Source organism: Streptomyces sp. NBC_01013 (genome assembly GCF_045162765.1).
Taxonomy (GTDB): Bacteria; Actinomycetota; Actinomycetes; order Streptomycetales; family Streptomycetaceae; genus Streptomyces.
Genome location: NZ_CP108687.1, coordinates 1 through 25,766, shown reverse-complemented (window position 1 = coordinate 25,766; position 25,766 = coordinate 1). Strand labels below are relative to the sequence as shown.

Sequence of the window (25,766 nt, the reverse complement as noted above, 5' to 3'; positions counted from 1 at the left end):
GTACGGGGCAGGGCGGGCAACAAGGCCCGTCCTGCCCCGTACTGCTCGACACATTGCGCGTCCACCCGGACCCGCCATCAGCGATCCAGTGAGCTCAAGCGCCGACGCGGCCCGAGCACATCCTGCCCATTTCCGAGAACCAGGAAGTCACGTGTCTCCATCACCCTTCCGCACACGCTTGCCAGCGACGGTCATACGCCGCTGGCTCGGCCGTGGCGCGCTCGCCCTCTCGTTGTCCCTCCTGCCGCAAATCGTGGTTCCCTCGGGCTTCGACTTCGCCGCCCAGGCCCAGGCTCCGGCAGCCCGTAAGCAACTGGAGAACCGGCCGGACGCAAAGATCGACAAGGTGGGCTCGTTCAAGCCCACCACGTCCAGGGCCCCGAAAGACAAGACCGCCCCCTCCGCCCAGAAGACCCGGGGCCGGCTGAACAAGGCCGCCTGGCCGAAGCCCGGAACCACCACCGTCAAAGTCGCGGCGACCGGCGCTTCCACCGTCACCGTCGGCGGGCTCGCCATGAAAATGGTCCAAGAGCCCACCGCCCCAATACCCAAGCGGGCGAAGAGCACGACGCAGGCCCAGGCCACCGGTCCTGCCGAGGAAGTGGCACTCAGCCTCCACCCCCAAACGGCTGCGCAGAAGGCGGGTGTCAACGGCGTCCTGCTCACCATCGACCCGGCAGGCGCCACGCCCAAGGACTCTGCCGGTGACACCGACAAGCTTCGCGTCTCGCTGGACTACTCCTCCTTCAACGACGTCTACGGCGGCAACTTCGGTCCCCGCCTGCGCCTCGTGGCACTCCCGGCGTGTGCGCTGACCACGCCAGAGAAGGCTTCCTGCCGCACCCAGACACCAGTGGCAGGCTCGGACAACAACACCGACACCCAGACCCTCACAGGCACCCTCCCCGCCAACACCGCCGCTACCGGCACCCCGATGCTGCTGGCCGCGGCGGCCGCCACCTCCGGCGGCGGGGGTGACTACGCCTCCACCCCGCTGTCCCCGACGGCGACCTGGGAGGCCGGCGGCAGCACGGGCGACTTCACGTGGGACTACCCCCTGCGCGTACCCCCCGCGACGGCGGGCCCGTCACCGAACCTGTCCATCTCCTACAACTCTGCCTCGGTGGACGGCCGCACGGCCGGAGAGAACAACCAGACCTCGGTGATCGGCGAAGGCTTCTCGATCGCCGAGTCCTACATCGAGCGCAAATACGCGTCCTGCAAGGACGACGGCCAGGCCGGCAAGGGCGACCTGTGCTGGAAGTACGCCAACGCCACACTGGTACTCAACGGCAAGGCCGTCGAACTGGTCAACACCTGCGCTGCCAAGGCGGCCTGCGACACCGCAGCGCTCTCGCAGTCGTCCGGCGGTTCGTGGAAGGTGAAGAACGAGGACGGTTCGCGGGTCGAGCACCTGACCGGAGCCACCGGTAACGGCGACGACAACACCGAGTACTGGAAGGTCACGGACGCCTCAGGCATTCAGTACTTCTTCGGCAAGCACCAAATGCCCGGCTGGAGCAACAAGGGAACCACCGATACTGCTGACGACGACGCCGTCACCAACTCGGTATGGACTGTCCCGGTCTTCGGTGACGACGCCGGTGAGCCCTGCTACCAATCCACAGGCTTCGCGAACTCCTCCTGCTTGCAGGCATGGCGCTGGAATCTGGACTACGTCGTGGACACCCACGGCAACGCCTCCACCTACTGGTACGCCAAGGAGACGAACTACTATTCCAAGAACGCCGACACCACCGTCAACGGCACCGCCTACACCCGCGGCGGCGTTCTCTACCGCATCGACTACGGCCAGCGCAGCGACCTGATCTACACCAAGCCCGCATCCCAGCAGGTCCGCTACACCTACGCCGAGCGCTGCGTCACCACGGACGGCTGCACCAGCTTTACGAAGGACACCAAGGCCAACTGGCCCGACGTGCCCTTCGACATGATCTGTGTGTCCGGCACCAAATGCAGCACCCAGATCGGCCCGGCCTTCTTCACCCGCAAGCGCCTCACCGATGTCACCACCTCGGTATGGACCGGCACCGGCACCACCCGCCGCGACGTGGACACCTGGCACCTGACGCAGAACTTCCCCGACACCGGCGACGCCTCCTCGGCAAGCCTGTGGCTGCAGGCCATCCAGAACACCGGAAAGGCCAACACCACCGCGGCCTCCATGCCGCCGGTCCTCTTCGACGGCATGCAATTGTCCAACCACGTCGAAGGAAGCGGCCCGGACACCCTGCGCTACATCAAATGGCGGGTACGGACCATCCAATCCGAGACCGGCTCCAAACTCACCGTGAACTACTCCGACCCCGACTGCATCTGGGGCACCAGCATGCCGTCTGCGGTCGACACGAACACCCGCCGCTGTTTCCCGGTCAAATGGTCCCAGTCCGGCGCGACCCCGACCACCGACTGGTTCCACAAGTACGTGGTCACCTCCGTCTTCCAGGAAGATCCCTACGGCCACGGCGACACCGGTGAGAAGTACTACGACTACCAGGGCGGCGCCGGCTGGGGCTACTCCGACGACGAAGGACTGACCAAGACCTCCAACCGCACCTGGTCACAATGGCGCGGCTACGGCAAGGTCGTGGAAACCTTCGGAGACTCCGAAGGCCCGCGCTCCAAGAAATCCACCCTCTACATGCGCGGCCTGAACGGCGAGAAGGAACTCGACGGCACCGCACGCGTGGAAAAGGTCACCGACTCCACCGGCGCCGCAATCGATGACTTCCGCCAGTACACCGGATTCGTCCGCGAGACCCTCGCCTACAACGGCACCGAAGAAATCAGCCGCACCATCAACACCCCCTGGTCCCACAAGACCGGAAGCCACACCTACGACTGGGGCACCACCGAATCCTGGATAGTCCAGGCCGACGAGGCAGTCACCCGCACCAAAACCTCGACCGGTACCCGCACGGTCAATCAGAAAACCACGTACGACACCACATACGGCATGCCGGTCGCCGTGGAAGACTCCGGCGACATCGCCATCACCGGCGACGAGTCATGCGTGCGAAACACCTACGCCCGAAACACCTCGGCCTGGCTGGTGAACGCCGTCTCACGCACCGAGACCTACTCAGTTCCCTGCACAGCCACCCCAGCTATTCCCGCCGACGCCATTTCCGACATCACCATGGCCTACGACGGCCAGACGGTCGGTGCAGCACCCACCAAGGGGGACATCACCGCCTCCTACCGAGTCGCGAGCTACGGCGAACTCGACAAGAAGCCCGTCTACCAGCAGGTCTCGGGTGCCACCTACGACAAACTGGGCCGGCCGTCCACCGCGACCAATGCCCTCAACCGCACGGTCACAACCACCTACGTCCCCGATGACACCGGCTACGGCCCGCTGACGTCGAAGACCACCACCGACCCCAAGCTGTTCACCTCCACCACCGAGGTGGACCCTGCCTGGGGCACAGCCGCCAAGACCACCGACGCCAACGGCAATATCACCGAATGGGCCCTTGACGCACTAGGCCGCCTGGTATCGGTCTGGCAGCCGGACCGCTCCCGCACGCTCGGCAACGCCGCCAGCGCCGTCTACGCCTACAGTGTCAACAACGACAAGGAGACCTGGGTCCGCACCGACGCCCTCAAGGCCGACGGAAAGACCTACAACAGCTCCTACGAGATCCTCGACAGCCTGCTGCGCTCCCGTCAGACACAGGTCCCCGCCCCGAACGGCGGCCGGGTCATCTCCGAGACTCTCTACGACGACCGCGGCCTGCCATACATCTCCAACAGCCAGATCCACGACAACAACGCCCCCTCGGGCACCCTGGCCAACACCTTCCCCGGATCCGTCCCCGCCTCCACCGAGACGGTCTTCGACGCCGCCGGCCGGGCCACCGAATCGGTCTTCCGGGTCTACGACCAAGAAGAGTGGCGCACCAAGACCGACCAGCAGGGTGACCGCACCAGCACCACCGCTGCAGCAGGGGGCACCGGCACCCTGAGCATCGTCGACGCCCGCGGCCGGCTCACCGAACGCCGGGAATACGCCGGCCCCGCCCCGACCGGCAGCGACTACACCCGCACCCTCTACGAGTACACGCCCGGCGGCCAGCTCAAGAAGATGACCGGCCCGGACGGGGCCGCCTGGACGTACGGCTACGACCTGCGCGGTCGCGAGATCACCTCCACCGACCCCGACCAGGGCCAGATCGACACCACATACAACGACGGCGACCAACCGCTCACGGTCACCACCACCCTCAATGGTGCCTCCCGCACCCTGATTACCGACTACGACGAACTCGGCCGTAAGACCGGCACCTGGGACGGAGTTAAGGACAACGCCCACCAGCTGACCAAGTTCACCTACGACTCCCTGGCCAAGGGACAGCCCACCGCCGCAATCCGCTACGTCGGCGGCACCACCGGCAAGATCTACTCCCAGGTCGCCACCGGCTACGACGTACTCGGCCGGTCCAAGGGCACCAAGACCGTCATCGCCGCCAGCGACGCTCTGGTCGTCGCCGGCGCACCGCCGACGTTCATCACCTCCCCCGTCTACAACCTCGACGGCACCCTCCAGTCGACAACGCTCCCCGCAGTAGGCGGCCTACCAGCAGAAGCCGTAACTAACACCTACAACAGCCTCGGCATGCTCACCGGCACCGACGGCCTGACCGACTACGTCCAAAACATCGGCTACTCCCCATACGGCGAAATCGAAGAGACCCGCCTGGGCACCTCCACCGACGCCAAGCAATTCCAGATCCTCAACCACTACAAGGACGGCACCCGCCGCCTGACCAACACCCACACCGTCGACCAGACCAACGCCGGCTACACCAGCGACGTCAACTACACCTACGACACCTCCGGCAACATCAAGTCGGTCACCGACAACGCCAACGGCAACGACACCCAATGCTTCGCCTACGACGGCTACCGCCGCCTGACCGAATCCTGGACCCCCTCCTCCAACGACTGCACCACCACCCGCTCGGCCTCCGCTCTCGGCGGCCCGGCCCCGTACTGGACCAGCTGGACCTACAAGCCCGGCGGCCTGCGCGACACCCAGACCGAGCACAAAACCACCGGTGACACCAAGACCGGCTACGGCTACCCCGCCGTCAACGCCAACGGCACCGGCCAGCCCCACACCCTGACCTCCACCACCGTCAACAGCAACCCTGCCAAGACCTTCACCTATGACGAGCAGGGCAACACCACCAAGCGCTACGGCCCCACCGGCACCGCGCAGAACCTCACCTGGGACATCGAAGGAGAACTCACCCAACTCACCGAAGTCACCAAAACCACCGACTACCTCTACGACGCCAACGGCGAACTCCTGATCCGCCGCGGCCCCATCAAGACCGTCCTCTACCTGGGCGGCCAGGAACTCCACTACGACACAACCACCAAAAAATTCACCGGCCAGCGCTACTACCCGGCCGGCGACGCCACCGCCGTCCGCACCGAGAACGGCCTGTCCTGGATGGTCGACGACCACCACGGCACCGCCTCAATGAGCGTGGACGCCACCACCCAGGCCGTCACCCGCCGCTACACCAAGCCCTTCGGCGAGAGCCGCGGAACCACACCATCCACCTGGCCCGACGACAAGGGCTTCCTCGGCAAAACCACCGACACCGACACCGGACTCACCCACATCGGCGCCCGCGAATACGACCCGGCCAACGGAAGATTCCTCTCCGTCGACCCCATCCTCGCCCCAAGCGACCATGAGTCCCTCAACGGCTACGCCTACGCCAACAACACCCCCGTCACCCTGTCCGACCCCACCGGCCTCCGCCCCGATGGAATGTGCGGTGGCGCCTCAAGCTCCTGCAACGGTGGCACCGAAACCTGGACCAAGACCAAGAACGGCTGGGACTGGGCCTACACGAAAACCACTACCAAAACCTTCAATTACACCCAGTCAGACGGTCACGCCGGAAGCGGCACCATGACCAAGACCGTCCACCAGACCGCTGGCAGGACCACAACGAAGATTGTGTTCAAGAAGGGGCCAGAGCCGAAGCCCGCAAAGAAGGAAGTGGTCTCGCACGGCTGGGCCATGGGCAGCAACCCGAACTACGCCCCAACCGTTAGCGACGACTGGATCGACCGCGGCAAGCTCGCCACCTGGCAGAAGATCGTCCTCGGTTTTGCCGTGGCCGTGGGTGTAATTGCAGCTGCGGCGCCCATCGCTCTTGACGGGATCGCTGGCTGCCTGGCGGCAGCGCCGGTGTGCGCAGCGGAAATTACCGAAGCGGCGACCGGCGGCGCCTCTGGAGGCAGCGCGGTCGCGGGGACTGGCACAGTTGCAGCTGCTGCAGTACGGGCTGAGAGTGAAAGCGCGCCCGGGGCGGCGCTTGCTTTGAGGGCGACTTTCAATTCGAATTCGTCTGCTGCGCGGCACTACTCCAAGCATGTCCTCGCCGTAATCGCTAAAAACAGGGGAAAGGTGAAGGTGAACCCCAAGGGGATCGATATGCCTGAATTCAAAGGTCCCCAGGGGAGGAAGCGGTATGGGGAAGCTGCTCGAAGCTTCATGTCCGGAAATGGGCCGGAGGGCTCCCTTTCCCTTCCGAGCTCAAGCGGGGGCATGTATCGTGTCGACCCAAATAGTGGATACTTCGGATACATGAACTCGTCTGGTACGATATCAACATTCTTCAGAACGGAAGGCGATCCCATGGCGTATTTCTTGGAGCAGTTTAAGTGACGCCGGATACAACCGACCTTGCGCTCATCGTGGCTGAGGTGTCTCAGCGTCTTGGGCGTCGGCAAATCCTTTCTCCTGGGGAATTGCTGGGTTCGTGGTCATCGTTCGTTGACGAGTGTCAAGAGGGTTACGAATATGACTATTCTGAGTACCTGAACGACATATCCGTCAGAAATGTCCTTCAGGCGGTCATTGTAGATTGCAGGGTTTCCAGGCGTTTGGTATCTTCTGCATGGTTTGCAGGTGAGCTTGACGTAATCGACCTCCGGTTCAAGAGCCTCGTGGAATCAGGACCGGCTGTCCGGCCAGGCGACGCTGACTGGTGGATGGTCAAAATTCCTGGCTTCGGCGGCGAGGATTTTGTTGCGGATACCCTGGAGCGTTTCGGGGAAGTGATCGCATTGGTGGCAGAGTGAAGTGGAGTGACCCCCGAAATTCCGACACCTGGACGCTGGATGTTTCGTCATCCAGGGGAAGTGATCCAAGGTGGCAAAGCGAAAGAACTACCCCGAAGAGTTCAAGCGGGACGCTGTGGACCTGGTGCGTTCCTCGCCGGACCGTTCCCTCACCGACATCGCTCACGGCCTGGGTATCCATCTGGAGACCCTGCGCAAGTGGGTCCGGGAGGACCGGACCCGCGTCCAGGCGGCGGACAGCGGGGGTGACGCCGGCATGACCCCTGACGCGAAAGAAGAGCTCAAGCGCCTGCGGCGGGAGAATGCCCGACTGAAGGAGGACAACGAGATCCTCCGGAAAGCCGCCGCCTATTTCGCGCGGGAGACGACACGGTGATCCGCTTCCGTTTCGTCGACGAGCACAGAGGCGCCCACAGGGTGAAGCGGATGTGTGATGTTCTCGGCTGGGACCGCTCCGGCTACTACGCCTGGCACCAGAACAAGGAGGCGCGGCAGGAGAAGGCCGATGAGGAAGAGGTCCTGGCCTGCCGAATCCGGGAGATCCACACCGATTCCCGGGGAGCTTACGGGGCCCTGCGGATCACCCGGAAACTCCGGGACCAGAGCCACGTGGTGAACCGCAAGCGCGTCGCCCGGATCATGCGGGAGCGTGAAATCGTCGGGATAACGCGACGGAAGTCGCGGTCGCTGACACGACAGGACCGCACGGCGCCGCCGGCGCCGGATCTGATCCTGCGGGACTTCACCGCGCCGTTGCCGGGTCTGAAATTCGTCGGGGACATCACCCGCCTGCCGACGGCCGAGGGATGGCTGTATCTGGCGACGGTGATCGATCTGTGCACGCGGGAGGTTGCGGGCTGGTCGATGGCCGACCACATGCGCACCGAACTGGTTGCGGATGCCATCCGGATGGCCCATGCGGGTGGACACACGGCAGGAAACGCGATCTTTCACTCCGATCGCGGATCCCAATACACGTCCCATCAATTCCGTTCTCTACTCGGCGAGTTGGACATTCGGCAGAGCGCCGGGCGCACCGGTTCGTGCTTCGACAACGCTGCCGCGGAGAGCTTTTTCGCCGTCCTGAAAGCAGAGATCGGGACGACCGTCTGGGAAACCCGGGCGCAGGCTCGGCAGGACGTTTTCCGGTGGATCGCGGAACATTACAACCGGGAACGGCTCCACTCGACCATCGGCTACATCACGCCGTACCAGGCGAGGATCCGCTGCCATCAACGGCTGGACCTCGCGGCATAAAACGGAAGTGTCGGGACCTGAGGGGTCACTTCAATCTCGTCGAGGCCCTAAAGGCAGGCAGCGTAACGGCATCTGACCTGCCTCCTATTCGAGTTTTCCGACAGAATGGTAAAATCTACACGCTCGATAATAGGCGGCTCTACGCCTTCCGTGAGGCAGGGGTAAGTATTCGCTTCACGCGCGCTTCGGCGGAGGAAGTGCAGAGCGAAAGCTGGAAGATGACGACAATGAATGACGGTATGTCAATAGTCGTAAGGGGCAGATGATTTGAGTCTTCGTCAATGCGCGGTCGAGGTAGGAAATAGGGAAGACTTTTCTATATTTCTTCGGAAGGCTCTTGAGGATTTCGAAGAGAATCCCGAAGAATGGGGGAACAGTACTCTTACAGATTTCCTCGAAGCTTGGGCGGCCTGGGTCCATGACATGCCTGGATGGTATAAAAATCGCGGGCAGGAAATGCCTGACCAGCCCGATTGGAATCTGCTAGCCAGCATGGTGATGGCCGCTCGTGTGTACGAGTAGAGGGTCCCTCGCAGCCTGTGGTTCGCCGAAGACAGCGCCGAAGCCATCCGTTCCGGTGCCGCCCTAGTACGTGAGGCGCAGTCCTCCTGGCGTCGCCACAGCCCGCACAGCAACCGGGCCGAGGCCAATGAGTGACTTCAGCGCAGAGGCGATGGGCCTCGTGATCCGTGAGCACCGCCAGGACCAGAGTCCCTCTATGACCCAGGAAGAGTTGGCCAAGCAGGCCGATTACGGCAAGGGCGGTGCGGTCTCCATCTCCCGGATCGAGCACGGGCTCGTGAGCCCCAGGGAGCACCGTCTGGCCGCCATCGCCCTCGCCCTCCAACTGACGCCGGAGCAACTCAAGCATGAGGCGGAGGACCGAACCAGGGCCCTCGCACGTCAGCGGGACCAGCGGCCAGTGAAGCTGCGCGTCCAAGTCGCGGAGACTAAACGACGCCATGCCGAGATCAATGAGAAGGCGGCCCAACGCTCGAAGATCACCCAAGAATTCGGTGAAGCCTTCAACCTTGTTCATGACGCCGCCCGCGACAAGTTCTTCCTAAGGTTCGTCGAGCTGGCCGAGAGCATCAGCGGGGCACCAGAGCCCGACAGACCGAGCGAGGAAGAGCTCGAGACCACGGGCGAACCCCCTGCTGCGATACGAATCGAAGCCATGTCCGTCGGGATCGCCAACGCGATCCGCGGAGCCGCTGCCGGAGGCGTGGCCGGGGCAGCGGCCGGCGGAGCCGCGGCCTACGGAGCGTTCGCCGCCGCCGCGCTGTTCGGAACCGCCTCCACCGGAGCTGCCATCTCGACGTTGTCCGGGGTCGCCGCCACCAACGCCACCCTCGCGCTCCTAGGACTTGTCCGGCCGATCATGGTTCCGGTTGCTGGGGTACAGCGGGGCTTCAGTCTGTCGAGGTCATAGTCGGCCCGCGATGTCGTATGCCAGGGTGACGGTATGGACTGGCAGTCGGAGAGCCCGGAACTCTGGGCATTTTTGGAGACCTTGCACAGCGGCGACATATTGTCTGGCACCGTTGCGGCGATCGAGCGGTTCGGGGTCTTCGTGGCCCTGGACGACGGACCTGCCCATCCCCTCTTCCCCGGTGTCGGGTTCATCGTGATCCCCGAACTGTCCTGGCGGCGCATCGAAGCCCCCACCGATGTCGTTTACGTAGGCCAGCGGGTCTCGTGCGAGTTCCTCCAGTTCGACACCTACAACGCGGAGGCCAGACTGTCCTTGAAGGCGCTGGAGCCCGACCCCCTGCGGGCTTTCGCCGACCGCACGGTGGGTCAGGAAATCCGCGGGACGGTGGAGAAGACAGTTCCCATCGGCGTCTTCGTCGAGCTCGGAGACGGGTTCGTCGGGCTGCTCCCCTCCATAGAGATCGACGGTCGGCCCGCAGCGAGTCCGGTGGAGGACATGGAGGCCGGAGAGGGGATCACCGTCGTCGTTACGGAAATCGACCTGCCGACCCGCCGAATCTTTCTTTCCAGGCCGAAGAACGCTCAGCGCGAAGGTGTCGTGCCGGCCGCGTGACGGCCAGCGTGCTCCAGCCGTTGAATGGAGCATGGGGCGGGGTGATCTGAGTGATGCCGAGTGGAACGGCTGCGGCCGTTCCTGCCGGTCAGCAACCGGCGTTGCGGCAGGTGGCGGGATCACCGGCAGGTGATCGACGGGATCCTGCACCGGGTGCGAACCGGAGTGCAGTGGCGTGACCTGCCCGAACGGTTCGGTCCGTGGAAGACCGTCTATGAACGCCACCGGCTGTGGTCGGCGGACGGTACCTGGGAACGTCTCCTCCAGCAGGTCCAGGCCGCAGCCGATGCAGCAGGCGAGATCGACTGGGACATCTCGGTCGACTCCACCATCGTGCGGGCGCATCAGCATGCGGCGGGCGCTCGCATCGCCCCACCGTCGGCGCCCGGCTCAAAGGGGGCCGAGGAGCCAGAACATCAGGACGAAGCGCCGTGGCAGAGTCTGCACGCCCGCCTGGTGGAGGTGGTGCTGGAGGCGAGAGTCTGGGCCGCTCGCGCGGCGGGTTCACCAGCAAGCTTCACCTGAGCGCGGACGGCCGTTGCCGTCCGCTGTCCCTGATCGTCACACCAGGTCAGCGAGCTGACTGCACCCAGTTCATCGCGGTGCTGGAGAAGATCCGAGTCCCTAGACCGGGCCTGGGGCGACCACGCAAGAAGCCCTACAGCCTTGCGGCCGACAGGGCCTACAGCAACGGCCCCATCCGCGAGTACCTGCGAAGGCGGGGAATCCGCCACACCATCCCGGAGAAGACCGACAGCCAGGCGGCCCGCCTGCGCAAGGGCACAGGCGGTGGGCGGCCGCCCGGCTTCGATGAGGACCGGTACAAGAAGCGCAACACCGTCGAGCGGGCGATCAACCTCTTGAAGCAGTCCCGGGCGGTCGGTGAGGTCGACTCGGGGCGCCCTGCTGGTGTTTCCAACAGTGGGTTTCCCCGAGCCGCCTCCCGAACCCGGCGTGCCCGTCTCCGGGCACCGGGCTCTCCACAAATCCCGTTCCAGGATGTTCAGTTCATCAAGCCGTAGTGGGCCACGGAGCCGGAATGAGTTTTCCCCGGTATCGGTATCTGGTCGTGCTTACCTTGGCCGGGTTGAACAGTTCCGCTTCCTCTGTGGCGGGCCACCAGCCGCCGCCGTAATAGCGCCGACGGAGCTGTTTCCAAGTGATCCCGGGATGCTTGCGTCGAATCCATCGTGTCACCCTCATCCACGCGTAGTGGCTGAGGTAACAGAAAGCGACGTTCGAGACTCCGGAACGGAAATACGCGCACCATCCCCGCAACACCGAGTTCAGCCGGTGGAGCAAGGAATCCAGCGACAAGCCGACGTTCTGTCGCCCGGTCAGTTCCTTCACCTTTCCCGTCATGGAACGCACTGACTTCCGTGCCGGGTAGGTGTAGATGTACTGCCGATCAGTGCCAAGTTTCCGGTGACGCTGGATGCGCCATCCAAGAAAATCAAGGCCCTCGTCAATGTGCGTGATATGTGTCTTCTCCACCGACAGGCGTAGGCCCATCGGCCGCAATGCCTCTGCGACCTCGTCGCGTAGTTCCTCGGCATGGTCCCGGCGCCCGAAGACGAGCACGAGGAAGTCGTCCGCATACCGGACCAGCCGGTAGTTGGGCAATCCCCGGCGTCGTCTCCTGCGCCGATCCTCGGAGGTGCCAGCTGGTCCTCCGAGGCCCTGGGCAATGTGCTCGTCCAGGACCGAGAGTGCGATGTTGGCCAGCAGCGGCGACAGGATCCCGCCCTGCGGGGTCCCGGTGCGTGTGTCCGTGAAGGCTCCGTCACGGGACAGGATCCCGGACTTCAAGAACGCCTTCACCAAGGACAACACCCGCTTGTCCCCGATTCGATTCCGCACCCGCTCCATGAGGGCCGGGTGCGAGATCTCGTCGAAGCACGCCGTGATGTCGCCTTCTACCACCCACTCGTATCCGTGGCTGGCGAGGTAGCGGCTCTCGGCGATCGCATCGTGAGCTCGGCGGTTCGGGCGGAACCCGTAGGAACACGGGAGGAAATCCGCTTCGAACACCGGCTCCAGCACCAGTTTCAAGGACGCCTGGACCACTCGGTCCGCCACGGTCGGAATCCCGAGACGACGACGTTTGCCATTCGCCTTGGGAATCATCCGCTCGCGGACGGGAACCGGATGGAAGCTGCGGTCTCTTATCTGGGTCCGCAGCTTGTCGAGAAAAGCCTCGACTCCTTGCCCGGCTTCGATGGAGCGGGCGGTCTTCCCATCCACTCCGGCCGTGCGGGCACCCTTGTTTCCCCGGACACGGTCCCACGCCACCAACAGGAAGGCGGGATCGGCCACGAGGTTGAACAGGTCGTCGAACCCGCGATGAGAATCATCAACAGCCCAACGGTGCAGCTTGGTCTGGATCTCCAGTACCCGGCGTTCGGCCTTCATCAAGGCCCATTCCAGCTCGTCGGTATTCACCGGCGACATCCTCCTGGCATTCCAGTCTCCTTACTGCTGACTTGCTGGCCCCTTCCCCATGTGACCGGCTTTCCCGGCCTCGGAGTACTACGGGGCCTCCGTCCTGCCCGACGGCCATCAGCCGGCGATGGACCTGCCCCCGATCGGACTGGATGTCCGACACGGGAGCGACCGTGGACAGTTCCCACGTTCACCACGAATCGATCGACAGGTGAGGTGCCCAGCTCTACCCCGGCAGCATCGCCACGCTTACGCCGCAGACTTTCAGCGTGGCCTCCCCACCGATGAGTGGAGTCGGCTTCGGAGTCGACCACCGACGAGCACTGGTGGTCGTGCACTGCGTCCGGCCCAAATCCGCCAGGTTCGAGCCGGTGTCGTAATTACGGGGCGTCAGGCACTGATTTCTCGCGTGCACCTTCCTGTCTCGCTAGCCGGACCCGGGTCGTCTGGCAGTACCAACCCGTCCCGGCGTTGTCGGGGCTGCTTACCGCTCAGCTCGACATCCCCCGAACCGAACTGCCCCCAGCTGCAACCGGATTGCTACGACAACCCGGCGGTGAAGGTCTCTCACCTCACTCGATTCCATGGCGCCTCGTGGCGCACCCACTCGCTACGACAAGCGCGGTTACGTTTTCCTCGGCACCGCGACGGTGGCAGCCCCCGCAATCTGGCTCCGGTCCTGATCAGGGCCAGTCCTCGGTGACGGGGTACATGTGGGCGTAGGGATCGGGCTCACCTGTAGAAGGGTCCAGGCCGGCCCTAAGCCGTCGATGTTGCTCTCGCCAGCTGACGAAGGTGTCTGTCCGCTTCCAGAGCGACGCATCGCCGAGTGGGCAGGCGTCGAACTGGCCCAGCATCATGCGGGTGATGAACTGGACCGTGTTGCAGTCGAACAGGGCCCACGGCGACTCGCCCCACGAGTGGTGCCGGCGCCAGGCTATGACAGGCCACTTGTCCGGATCTGGGTCGTTCATGAGCCAAGCCCTCTCGTTGGCGTTCATCCCAGAACCCCAGGGCAGGACGGCATCGGCACCCAGCGTCACGTCTGGGATTCCTGAGCCGTCCTCCCAGAGCCCGCGCAGGCCGTCCGTCATGCCTCCGATGTGACACCCTTCCCAACCGCGCACGTCACTCGGGAGTGGGGGCAGAATGACGAGCTCTCCGATATCGCCCACGCCGTACGTGTCCAGCAAAGCCTTGTAGTCACTCGGCAGCTTGGTGCCTAGCGCGACTTCGGCCGCAGCCCAGTCGATTTGCTCGCCGCCTACGAAGTCTGCTGGCACGAGGTCGAGCAGTACGGCGACGTCGGGATGAATGCCCATGGTGAAGCCCCTTGAGGTCAGTGGTCAGCAACCCTAGTTGTGCGGGCTGACACTGTTGCTCTGGGTAGCCAGGTCCCCAGGAACCCGCCCACGTGTTCAACATGGGAAGGCCAGGACTGTGACCACCGAGCACAGCGGGTGTGACGCCCAGTAGGACGACCTCAGCAACCATCCTGGCCGGACCGGGCGAGCCCACCCCGTATGCAAAGCATCTGCTGCTTCAACGCCATGATCGGCCGGACAAGTCCTAGGCGGATGCGCGGCCCAACGCGAACTCAAGGTCGTCCAGCAGCCTGCTGCGGCACTCTGCCTGATGTTTCGTGTGGGATGGGAAAATCTCGATCGGCCGGTACGTGGCCGCCTTGCCCTTCATCCTGGGACCCATGACGTCCAGTGACCCCTCCCCGGCACACCCGCAGCCATCGATCACTTCGGTGACGCGGCGCGAGATCTTCGACTCCCTGCGCGGGATATCGAGCCCCTGGTGGGGGAGATTGGACGAGGTCACGTTCCTGGAAGGCCTCTACGACCTGGACCGGCCTGCGTTCGAGAACAGCCGGCTCCCGACCGTCCGCGCTGACATCCAGCAGCACCGGATCAACAACGAGGACGACCTGCCCGACGACTGGATCTTCGAGGACTCCCGGTTGGAGCTCTCCGACGGACCGGACGAGGTGCTGCTTGCCTTCCTGGCGCGCACCGTCCACCCCGAGGTCGCGACTGGTATTGAGGAGGCGATGAAGCAGGTTGAGGAGCTGAACCGGCTGCTGGCACCGGACGGATGGGGCTTGCGTCCACACGAGTCCCTTTCGGGCCGCCCTGTTTACACGCCGGTCCGACTTCCGCCCACGGGACCGCTGGTCCCCCTGCCGCTGAACGACGACGACGCGAGCAAGCTCGATCTGGTCCTCGGGCAGACTTACAGCCTCCTGGACTGCGCCGGCGAGGAGACCGCGTGTGACCTGTTGCGCACGGCTGTCCTGACCCTGCGCCGCGATGGTGGCTTCTTCCGTCCCACGCCTGGTGACAGTTGGACAGAGCACACCTACGCGGCGGTCCTGACCGTGGAGCGCGATCTCCAGCCCACCTGCACCCCGGAGATGAAGGAGGTGATCTGGAGGACACTGGAGCACCTGTTCAGCCAGCTCGGACGCACCGACGTCCAGGACCTCGTCGTCGAAGGTGATCACCGGCCGCTGCCCAACATCTCGCCGGACTGGCGGACTCAGGCTGCGGCGCCCGCTACCCCCATCGTTCGCGGTCTCCGTCTCCCCTTCTCCACTACCGAGTTCGACGTCACCCGCAGGGATTTCGCCGATCTGGAAATCCGCAGCTCGCAGGACAGCAGCGGGTTCCACTACCTTTACGACACCCGCGCATGCCGGATGGTCACTGACTTCGTCCTCGACGACCGGCCCCAGGTGGCCACGCTGTGCAACGTCACCATCATCAAGAAGGGTGACACCTTCACGCCGAGGATCAAGCTGTGGAAGAAGGACAAGAGGAAGGCAGGGGAGGCCTCCGCCACGCAGACGGTGCCCGATACCGGGACCACCCGGGCTATCAAGGCGCTCGTCGACACCGGGGACGTCTACGAGAGCTTCTGGAAGGTCATCAACTTCCTCCAGGGCTGCGCAGGGCTCAGCACGCCCGGCGACTCTCTCCAGCTCGTGGCCAGGGACGAGGATCAGCTGGCTCAATTGCTGACCGGCCAGGACCGGACGATGGTTCTCGGTGCGGTCAGGACCGCGATCGGGGGCGGGCTCACCGAGGAGGACATCCGGTTGATCAGCAACCGCAAAGAACAGCTCCAGAGGTTCGAGCGACTGCTGAACGATGCGGACTACTTCCAGCAGGAGGAGAGCCTGGCAACGACGCGCGGGGCGGAAGCGGTCTGGCAGGCCTTCTTCGAGGCGAACCAGTGGATCTTCGGCTACGGACTCAACCTCATCGCCTGCGAATCCATCGACGACGGCAAGCTGGAACGCATCACCACCGGTGCGAACATCTTCGGCGGAGCCGGAAAACGCATCGACGCCATCATGCGTTCCAAGGGCCTGATCAGCAGCATGCTCTTCTGTGAAATCAAGACCCACGACACGGAGCTGCTCGCCAAGACCCCGTACCGCGCGGGTGTCTACCAGGCCTCAAAAGAATTGGGGGGCGGCGTGGCGCAGGTGCAGAAGACCGCCAGCAAGGCCCAGCAGCTCATCTCCCGTGAGTTCCTCACCCGCATTTATGACGACGACGGCACTCCGACCGGCGTCGAGATGTCCACTACCCGGCCCCGGCAGGTCGTGGTGATCGGGAGTCTGCGCGAGTTCACTCACAACGGCGCCGTGAACCCAGAGAAGATCAACTCATTCGAGCTGTTCCGGACATCGATCCAGGACGTCGAGATCATCACGTTCGACGAGCTTTACCAGCGAGCGTCCTTCATCGTCGAAGATCGCTAGGCGGCCCACCCGTCGGCCCGCCTTCCACTCTGTTCTTACGGTCAACACGGGCAGTCGTGCGCCACATCTGATTCGGCCCGCGCTTCCGTCGCCCGGGCGCCGCGAAGGCTTGCAACGCCTCAGCGTCCGGAAAGTCGTACGGCGGCCGCATCAGCTCTCCGGCCTCCCGATCCTCCTCGGTGCGCTGCTTAGCCTGCCGCGGCTCTACCAACCGTTGCAGACGGGTCTGGACCGCGGTGGCATCGGCGTCATCCACGGCAACATGTCGGAGAGCGCACCATCCATGACGTACCTCCCCTCACCCGAAGAGATCGAAGCCGCCCGCACACCCGCCGGCGGCTGGAAGCGAGACCAGCTCGGCGCCTGGGGCGTGCCGTGGCCCCCGCCGAAGGGCTGGAAGGACGAGCTGGCCGAACGCGCTGGGAGGCATCCCGTCCGGACGGACCGCCGGCGCCCCGGCCCGCCCCGGCCCCGCCCGCCCCGGCCGACTTCGCCCAGTACACGCTCGACTTCGGCTGATCCGACGACAGCAGGGCCGGACAGGATCACCCTGTCCGGCCCCGCTGCTCGTTTTCGGCTGCTCACCGGCCGAGTCGGATGTGTGTCCCTCACGCGAACTTGAGGTCGTCCAGAAATTTAGCGACTGCCAACGGCGAGTCCGTGTCGCTCGTTGAGACGCAGTTCGGCCACGTCACGTAGGTCTTTAGCTGACGGTTTGCTTCTGTTCACCCAGTACAGGATGAAATGGAAGGAAATCCTGTTGCGAAGCATCGCGGGTCAGCCGCTGACTCGAGTGCCCACACCCACAGTCGAGCTACTCAGCATTAACCTTTTCCGCCATGGGGAAGCCCGACACCGACGCCAGGAACTGCGCTGACGTGAAGTAGGGATTGTTCGTGCCACCGAGCACCTCGATGAGGATCGCTTCCCCGTCGCACTCCATGACTCGGTACTGGTCACCTGCCCGGAGCGCGAGACCCTTGCCGTCCTCGCCGTCGGACACGACGTCGAAGACCTGGCCCTTCGTCGAGCACGCGGCGTTCCGCATCTTGGCCGCAGCCCTGGCGGCCCTGAATACGCTCTTCCCACCAGCTTCAGCACTCCGGCCGATGGCCCACCCGCCCACGGCGGTGGCGACGGCCAGCGCCCCGGGGCCGCCCACCTTCTTCGCCAGCGTCGTCATCGTCTGGTATCCCCCCAGATTTCCCATCCATGCCTCCTCGTTGGCCGTGCACCAGGGGCAATCTTATGGAAGGTGGCCATCGACACGGGTCGAAACCCGAGCACCCTGCCCGGTGACAGGTCGCTGACACACACGCGACGTGTCACCGCAGGTCAGCGCCGACACCGGCGTTCTCGCACTCCCTAATGAGGTGGACGGTCTCCAGCTCCTCCTCCCACCGGCTGATCGCGACTCGATACGCGCCCTAGCCGGGCCGTGATGGACCGGGCAGCTCCACGGGCTATCGCGGTAGTCAGGCTGGCACCGGCAGTGGGCTGCTGGCTCAACGATCTCCGCGAGGGGCCCGGGCTTCGAGCTCTCCGATGATGCTGACCCAGATTTCATTTGCCTGGCTCGGCATTTTCGCCTGCGCGTCCTTCATGGCCGTAAGGATCTCGACATGCTTGTGCTGGAAGGCGAGGGACCATGATGCCGACGCCAGCACGGCAGAGAGCTCCGTGAGGACGCGCTCGGGCGCGGAGTGGTGTTGTAGCAGTTCGGCTGCGCAGTCAGCGCTGGCAGCGGCGTACGCGTGCGCCTGCCCGTCCTCGGTGGCAACTCCCAGGGCTCGGTAGTCCGGATTGCGTTCGGGAGTTGGCACCGGACCCCGAAGATCGAGGCGCATGGCATACCACTTGGTGCGCGGCCGGGCGAGAACGTGGACAAGGCGACGCCGCCCTGACGGATGGTCCCCGGGCGTTCCTAGCGCTCACCGACCCAACACACACCGTCCTGGACACCCTCATGAGCGCGGCACCAGCGGCCCCGGCCATCCGGGACTTCTTGATCAACGGCTGGATGCAGACCCTGCGACAGCCAGACGTGCGCGACCACGCCCACCAGATCCTCCTCGGTTGGGCGCGAGCCGCCCACGAAGGTCGGCTGAACCGCACCACGACGTTCGGCATCCTCACCGACGTCCGCAACGCCCACACCCCTCTCGATGCCATGTTCCCGCTTCCTATACGGGAGCCCAGACCAAGACGACAAGGCTCTGATCGAAGCGCGCTTCGCCCTGGCTAACCTCCGGGCCTGCAACCACACCCAGTGCTCCGAACCCCACTGCCCACTCAAGGAAACTGTCGGCACTCTCCCGGACACCAGCACTGCCGGAGGCACAGGTGAACTCCCATCGTGACGCCTCCACACCACACCAGCGCATCAAGTTTCCGCTGAGCCGGTGGCTGCTAGCACCACTGACCACACGGCGTGCCCGGCGTCTGGCAGCGGCGTACGGGCCCGGCATGGACGCACGCACCGCCTGGGTGCTGGCCCGGACAACGACTCATCCTGAAGAGATCTCCTTTGCCAGGAACCACCTGAGGCAAGACAAAGAAGACGATTCGTAGCCAATGCGCCACCGGCCGCTAGGCCGTGTGTCGAAAGTGGATCTTGAGCGTTTGGCTTTGTCGACGTCACACGACAGCAGTTGTCGACGGCCTCGGGAGGCGCTCGCTGAGCCCGGATCTGGACGTCGACGAGAACGGGAGGCACCCGCCGGCACTCGGCAACGGCGAGACGACAGCTGCCACCTGCGCCCGTAGCCAGCGCTTTTGTCCCGGGCCTCGGAGGACCAGCAGACGGCGTCTTGCCAGTCGACACCGAGCTGCTGTCCGAAGCGATCGATATTCGACGCGGGAAACGCCTCCCGAACTGCCAGAGAAACGCTGCTCCTCGTCATCGACAGAGCCAGTGGCGAGTCTTTCAGACCGCCGACGGCGATCACCACCTGGCCGACGACCCCTGTCCTGGCCCATTCACAGAACGGCGGTGATGATCCAGATGATCTCAAAGGGCTACTTTCCGCCGTGGCGAGAATGCCTTCTCGCATAACGACCACCGCGAAATCCGATTTGTGGACATTGGTCACAGTTGGGGAATTGATGGCTACTTCAGGCCAGTCTCAAAGTATAGGGTCCATCGCCGTCAAATCGCTGATACCTTCAACACCGCTCGACCGCGAAACGAGACAAATCCGGGATAGCCGAATCTCGGGAAGGGGAAGAGAGTTGCTTTCGAGGCAAGATGTATCCGCCCGGTGGGCGTCCCTGAATTAAATAGCAACTTTTTGGATTGCGTGACAATCCTTAAGGGGTGTAGGTAAATCAACGCGACACCCCGATGTGACTGCCCAATTAGTTTCGATAATTTCTTGGAGATCGCCATGAAGCGTGCCCGTAAGAGACTTGCGCAGATTCTTCCCGTCGCCCTGCTGACCGTCATTGCGGCAACCGGACCGGTGTCGGCAGGGGAAGACCCTAAGCCCTTGAGTGCCCCCTCCGAGGTGGCAGCACTGGCGGCCAAGCTCGGTGACGACCGAACCGGCGGCGTGTACTACGAGGACGGCCGCCCTGTGATCACTGTCACTGACGAGGCGGCCGCACGGGCCGTCCGCGAAGCGGGCGGAACTCCGAGACTCGTGGCCCGTAGTGCAGCTGAACTGACGTCTATTCACCGCAAGCTTGACCAGTTGGAAGGGATTTCCAATACGTCGTGGGGTATCGAGGCGAGGACCAATCAGGTGAGCGTCGAGATCTTTGACGGGGTACCCGCCGCCAGTCAGGCCAGGATCAAGAAGGTGGCGGCAGCTGAGCCGGGTGCGATACGCATCGACAGGATCCATAGCAAGCTGAAGTTCAAGGCTGATATCCGCGGCGGAAATGGAATTACCTCCGAGGGTTGGATCTGCAGCGCTGGATTCAATGCCAAGAACTCCGCGGGGGTGGTATACGCGCTGACAGCTGGGCATTGCGTGCCGGGTACCGGTAATATCTGGTACATGAATGCGAACGGCACTGAGGTCGGTCCCCAGACTGCATACAACTTCGGGACCGGCACCAGCGGCTACTGCGACTCTTCAACTCGGGCGTGCGACTGGGCCAGCATTAGAGCAGATGGTGCCGATATTTACCCATTCGGGATGGTCCGGTTTCGGGACGGTACGTTCGGCCAGATCACTGACTCGCGCTACCCGTCGGAGAACGAACACATCAGCAGGATTGGAGTCATGAGCCAAGATTTGACGGGCAATGTCACTAAGAACGCAGTGACCGTCACGATCGACGGTAAGTCATTGTATGGCATGTTTGAGGTGAACAATTGCGCTCTCGGCGGGGACAGTGGAGGGCCGGCATTCAATGGCACGACGGCGCTGGGACTTCTCTCCGGAGGAACCGCCGAGACGACGTGCACATCCTCCTCCAGCGGCACCTACCGTAACTACTTCACTAAGGTGCAGACCGTGCTGACAGAGCGCGGCCTCAAGGTCTACTGACGCCGCCTGCGCTCCAGTTGCCGCAACCGGAACCCCGCCTGGCCCAGCCACGTCACAGACGGGACGACCCATTGCTCTGTTTCGCCGGGAGGCCAAATGCTCATCAAGATATTGCGCTCTGTCAGCCTGCTCGCTGGAGTCGCTTTGTCTGCCGCTGGCCTGGGGGCCGTCTCCGGTTGCGGCAGCCAGCAAGAAGTCAGTAGGGACACGAAGATGCAAGCTCAGCGCGCCAAACAGGTCGCTGAGGCATGGGACGGGTCAGCCGCAGCTGCCGCATGGCGTGACGGTTTCCATCCCATGAGCGACGTGACTCAACTACCGAGAGGCGGGCTGCGCAGCAAGGCCGATCGACAAGCCTACCAAGACCACAGTTTCGTCCTGGAAGGAAAGTTGCCCGGCACCACGCACAAAGCTGGCCGTGTGACTTGGGACGACGACGGAACACTTACACGACCGCTGAGGGGAGCCGATGAGGCGTACAAGATTTTGACCGGCGGTGCCCGCGTCGATGATGGAACACCACACCTCACTGTGACCGGTGCGAGTCTGGGAGAGATGAACCTGTCCACTGCCCGCGGACCGGCCGTGGTTCCAGCTTGGCTGTTCAACCTCCGGGGCTATGCCTCCCCCCTCAAGCAGGCCGCAGTCATTCCGTCGGCCCTCCCTAAGTCGCCGATGGGGTCGGGCTCGGACATCCCCGGATACCCACTCGACCGGCTGGTTCAAATGACACCAGACAGGCGATCGATCACTGTGGTCACAGTTCATGGCCTCTGCGACGATGAACCGGCAATTGATGTGCTGGAGACGCACGGCAGCGTCGTGCTGACATCCTCTGTCCAGGAGCGAGCGGGGTCCGGCACCTGCACCAAGCAGGGACACTTGCAGCAAGTGACAGTGAAGCTGGAGCGCCCTCTGGGAGACCGAGTTCTACTGGACGCAGACACCGGCCGTCCCATTCCCTATAAGCCGCTGCACGGGCCCTCACCGAGCTGGAGCTGAGCCGTGCGAGGAGCAGTGGCAGGGACTGGAAATGGAGCGTCAGCGACCCCGTTAGTTCCCACCCGCTTTAGTAGCGCGCAGCTGACCGCTGGAAGACAGTACGGCAGAACGGCGCAAGGGAGCCGCCCCGTCTCAGGAGATGCTTGACTTCGACTGCCCCTGGGCGTCAGCGTGGGCCGGACAGCATCCTGTCCGGCCCACGTGCTTGTCTGTACGCCGCTACACAGCTACGACCACCGCATCCCGACCTCGGACAGCTGCTCCATCCGCTCCGGGGGCAGCGTCGCGGCTCTGCTCCGCTGATTCCCGATCCAGGCCCCCAGCTGGTGCTCCCGTTCTTCGCCGACCATTCGCTCGACGTGCTTCCTCGGGACTTGGAGGTGGCCTTCGCGCTCGTAGAACTGCTTGGCGGCCTCGTAGTTCATCGCCCACTTGTCGGCCTGCGTACGGCGCTTAGGCTTCTCGTCCTCGCTGGCGGGCTCGATCCCGAGAACCTGCTCGCACATCCACTGCTGCACGGTCGTGAGCTGATCCCACCCGTACCGCACCGACTGCACCCACCGTCCGAGGTCCTCGCCCTGGCGCAGGACGTCGCCCGCCTCGGTGGGCAGCGCCTCGCCCGCGTCCAGGTGCATCCGAACCAGGTGGAAGGCCCGCTGCCAGGTCACCGGCCAGCTCGGGCACCAGGAGGCGTCGATGTTCTCCAGTTGCTCGCGACGTTCGTCCGACAGGGCTCCGGCCGACGACTGAACCGGCAGACCCTCGGCACGCCGCTGCTCGTTCTCCGCGGCCTTGCGGGCGGCGGCCCGCGCGTTCTTCAGGAAGATGCCCACCTTCGCGCCCTGGAAGGTGGCGTCCAGCGGGGCCAGGAGGTGCCCGTTCGTCTCGGCCCACCCGCGCGCGGCGGACAGGCCCTCCTCCCACGCGACGTCGAAGTGGCTCCAGATCATGCCGAGCTTCTCCAGCTGCGCGACGCGGTCCTCGTCCATGTCACCGCGGGCGTAGAACCGGCGGGCGTCGGCAGTCCACTGCCCGAGCGGGAACCCGGCGAGCGAGGCCGGCCACCCGGTGGCTTCCGCCTCCTGGCCGTCGTCCACGGCGGGCACCCGGAACGTGAACGGCACGCGGAGGTCCCCGTGCTCGCGGGCGTAGATGACGGCCGCCTCCACGCCGCGCCGCCAGTGCTCGTGCTCCGGGTTGAGGACCCGCAGGTTGATGAACGCGGCGAGCGCGGCAGGGTCGCGGGGAGTGGAGAACTTCAGCAGGGCCTTGGCGGGGGCGCTGACGCCTCCGGAGCCCTCGCCGCTCTCGCCCGTGCTCTTGCCGCTGTCGTCCTTGGCTACGGGCTTGTAGCGGCTCGGGGCTTGCTGCTCCGCGAGGCTCTCCACGATCCGCGCGTCGTGCGCCCGCAGCGCCTCCAGCAGCTTGGCGAGCCCGCCGAAGGCCCGGGAGGTGAGCATGTTGTCGGCCGTCTCGCCCGGCCCGAGCAGCACCGGCACCACGAGGGAAGCAACCTTGCCCTCGCCGGGCTGCATCCGCAGCGCCCGGCCCACGGCCTGGACCAGGTCCGGCATCGAGCCGCGTACGTCCGCCCAGTACACGGAGTCACAGCTTTTGGTGTCTACGCCCTCGCCCAACACCTTCACCGAGCACAGGAAGCACTTCTCCACCACGGTGCCGTCGCCTGCGATCCCGGCCGCGAACTCCCCGAGCAGCCGGCGCCGATGGAGCGGCTTGTGGTCGCCGCACAGCCAGTCCGCCCAGATCGTCTTCGGATACAGCTCCGGATCGGCGGCGTGCAGCTGCGCGGCGACGTCCGGAAGGCCGGCCGCGAAGGCCTCGGCCTCCTTCACCATGTGGTGGAAGACCAGCGTGCGCCGGAAGTTCTCCTCCGCCGACGCCTTCACCAAGGCGGTCTGCAGAGCGGCAAGCCGGGCCCCGCGCACCTCAGCCGAGCGGCCCTCTGCGCCCAGGAGCTGCGCGGCCTGGAGCGCGGTGTCCGTCACGTCCACGCATACGACCTGGTAGGGCGCACAGATTCCCCGGTCGATCGCCTCCGAGAGCGTCAGCGTGAAGCAGCGGCTGCCGAAGGGGCCCTCGGGGTCGTCTTCCATGCTCGCGACCAACTCGCCCGGTGCGCCGGCCTCGTCCTCGTCCCCGAGCTGCCACAGCCGCGGCGTGGCCGTCATGTAGAGGCGGCGCAGGGAGGGGATCTTCTGGTTGTCGTGGACGACCGCCCACGGCTTCCCGATCCGGCCCGAAACGCGGTGGGCTTCGTCCACGACGATCAGGTCCCAGGCCGCGAGGCCCCCGGCGTGCGCCCGCTCCAGCGTGCCCAGACCGAGCGAGGCGTATGTGGCGTACACGGTTACCTTGTCCAGGCCCCGCGTCCACTCCACCAGCTCGTCCACGTCCGTGGTGTTGGGGAAGGACACCTCCTCACGCCGCAGCGAGGAAACCCCGATCATCGGCCCCCGGCGGCCGCCCTCGCGCCACGCGGACTCGGTTTGGGCGAGCAGGTCCAGCGAGGGCACGAGCACCAGCACACGGCCCGCGTGGAGCTCCTCCGCGCTGCGGACCGCCACCCGCGTCTTCCCGGAGCCGGTCGCCATGATCACCTGCGTTCGAAGCCCTCGCTCGGGCACAAGTGATCTTGCAGGCAATTCGAGGGCACGCAGGACCGCGTCAATGGCTTCTCGCTGGGCTGCCTCGCGCTGATCAGCGCGGTCTTTGCTCGACATATCGCCTGCCTTCTCCTGAGGTGCCGTCCGGTCGATTCAAGCGGAGGGAAATGGCAAATCTGCACTTAGACGGACCACAAGGGCTACGTTTGGACTGACGTGATCGGCTGGTTGATCCGCCCCACCGGAATACCGGCAAGGCGGTTGAGTGGATCTCGATAACCCTCCGGAGCGATCCGGGGTGGTGTGCTCTGAGTCCAGAGTCTATCCCGCTCTAAGAAATGAAGCACAAAGAATGAGACGAGATTCCCCCGAACGCGGCTGAAAGCCGTTAGTCTTGCCTTATCGCAAGCCAGTCCGGGACCTTGACGCTCCCTCAGTCTCGTCCGCTTCTTCGGATGGTCAGCCCGCCCTCGCAATTGGCCAGCGGCTGCTGTGTGCCGCCCGCCGGCCTGGGCATCCGGGAGACATGACTCGACTCAGCGTGGCTGCCACAGAACTGGCCCAGAGCGCCCGGCCTGATGGACCCCCATGGCTCAAATGGGCATTCCTGGCCGTGTGGCTCATCCTGGCCCCCGTGATCATCTACAAGCTGCACCAACGCGGCTACTTCAGAAGAAGGCGCTAAGAGCCCGCCCCTCATAGCCAGCCGGGCCCGCGCCAGCGGGCCACAAGGTCCTGGAGGCGCAGCCGGAGGGACCGTTGGGCAGGGGAGCGCAGCGGACCGGCCCAACCTGGTCCGGAGTGAAACGGAGGACCAGTCAGGCCTTGCACAGCAAGGCCCGGTCCGGAAGCGCAGCGGACGGACCGTCACCTCCCGGACGCAGTCCGGGAGGTGGGTACCTCGCGCAGCGAGGTACAGCGCGGACGCGGAGCGGGAGCGCAACCACCGCGCGCAGCGCGGTGGTTCGCTTGCCCATCGCGCAGCGATG

14 protein-coding genes and 1 pseudogene are annotated in these 25,766 nt (G+C 64.7%); 10 read left to right on the top strand and 5 right to left on the bottom strand.

The genetic code is table 11. The features are described from left to right. The first annotated feature begins 193 nt into the window (after positions 1–193). The 7 genes and pseudogenes from OG538_RS00075 to OG538_RS00045 all read left to right on the top strand — a co-directional run. Positions 194–6,715, top strand: a complete 6,522-nt coding sequence (locus OG538_RS00075) for an RHS repeat domain-containing protein (RefSeq protein ID WP_406099914.1) — start codon at positions 194–196, stop codon at positions 6,713–6,715. Next, the gene (locus tag OG538_RS00070) at positions 6,712–7,131 is read left to right on the top strand and encodes a hypothetical protein (RefSeq protein WP_406088847.1); all 420 of its coding nucleotides are present in this window, start codon (positions 6,712–6,714) and stop codon (positions 7,129–7,131) included. Before OG538_RS00075 ends, OG538_RS00070 begins: the two co-directional genes overlap by 4 nt. Before the next feature lie 70 nt (positions 7,132–7,201). Further along, entirely contained in the window at positions 7,202–7,507 is a 306-nt protein-coding gene (locus OG538_RS00065; protein WP_406088845.1) for a transposase, read from the top strand. Next, positions 7,504–8,388, top strand: coding sequence for an IS3 family transposase (locus OG538_RS00060; RefSeq protein WP_406088843.1), 885 nt, complete (start codon positions 7,504–7,506; stop codon positions 8,386–8,388). The genes OG538_RS00065 and OG538_RS00060 overlap by 4 nt, the downstream gene beginning before the upstream one ends. Before the next feature lie 718 nt (positions 8,389–9,106). Beyond that, on the top strand, positions 9,107–9,820 hold the full coding sequence (locus OG538_RS00055) for a hypothetical protein (protein ID WP_406088841.1): 714 nt from the start codon (positions 9,107–9,109) through the stop codon (positions 9,818–9,820). 33 nt (positions 9,821–9,853) lie between these two features. Next, positions 9,854–10,435 carry a S1 RNA-binding domain-containing protein gene (locus OG538_RS00050; RefSeq protein WP_406088839.1) on the top strand — a complete coding sequence of 194 codons (582 nt, stop codon included), beginning with the start codon at positions 9,854–9,856 and terminating at the stop codon, positions 10,433–10,435. Positions 10,436–10,466: 31 nt separating this feature from the next. Beyond that, positions 10,467–11,316 (top strand): annotated as a pseudogene (locus tag OG538_RS00045) (IS5 family transposase); the annotation flags it as partial. 130 nt (positions 11,317–11,446) lie between these two features. On the opposite strand, the gene ltrA reads toward OG538_RS00045, so the two are convergent. Further along, positions 11,447–12,886, bottom strand: a complete 1,440-nt coding sequence (ltrA, locus tag OG538_RS00040; RefSeq protein WP_406088837.1) for a group II intron reverse transcriptase/maturase — start codon at positions 12,884–12,886, stop codon at positions 11,447–11,449. A gap of 674 nt (positions 12,887–13,560) precedes the next feature. Then, complete coding sequence (locus OG538_RS00035) at positions 13,561–14,199, bottom strand: hypothetical protein (protein WP_406088835.1); 639 nt, start codon at positions 14,197–14,199, stop codon at positions 13,561–13,563. A gap of 383 nt (positions 14,200–14,582) precedes the next feature. Between OG538_RS00035 and OG538_RS00030 the strand changes: the two genes are divergently transcribed. Next, the gene (locus OG538_RS00030; RefSeq protein ID WP_406088833.1) at positions 14,583–16,655 is read left to right on the top strand and encodes a Shedu anti-phage system protein SduA domain-containing protein; all 2,073 of its coding nucleotides are present in this window, start codon (positions 14,583–14,585) and stop codon (positions 16,653–16,655) included. Between the two features lie 814 nt (positions 16,656–17,469). On the opposite strand, the gene OG538_RS00025 is transcribed toward OG538_RS00030, so the two are convergent. Together OG538_RS00025 and OG538_RS00020 are read right to left on the bottom strand one after the other, a co-directional pair. Then, a complete protein-coding gene (locus OG538_RS00025; protein ID WP_406088831.1) occupies positions 17,470–17,865 on the bottom strand; it encodes a hypothetical protein in 396 nt (131 codons plus the stop codon). Positions 17,866–18,160: 295 nt separating this feature from the next. Beyond that, entirely contained in the window at positions 18,161–18,502 is a 342-nt protein-coding gene (locus OG538_RS00020) for a hypothetical protein (protein ID WP_406088829.1), read from the bottom strand. Between the two features lie 1,527 nt (positions 18,503–20,029). Here OG538_RS00020 and OG538_RS00015 point away from each other — a divergent pair. Further along, positions 20,030–21,151, top strand: coding sequence for a S1 family peptidase (locus tag OG538_RS00015; protein WP_406088828.1), 1,122 nt, complete (start codon positions 20,030–20,032; stop codon positions 21,149–21,151). 96 nt (positions 21,152–21,247) lie between these two features. Then, positions 21,248–22,153 carry a hypothetical protein gene (locus OG538_RS00010; protein WP_406088826.1) on the top strand — a complete coding sequence of 302 codons (906 nt, stop codon included), beginning with the start codon at positions 21,248–21,250 and terminating at the stop codon, positions 22,151–22,153. Positions 22,154–22,380: 227 nt separating this feature from the next. Here the strand turns inward: OG538_RS00010 and OG538_RS00005 are convergent, their stop codons facing one another. Beyond that, entirely contained in the window at positions 22,381–24,894 is a 2,514-nt protein-coding gene (locus OG538_RS00005; RefSeq protein WP_406088824.1) for a Helicase associated domain protein, read from the bottom strand. Between the last annotated feature and the right edge of the window lie 872 nt (positions 24,895–25,766).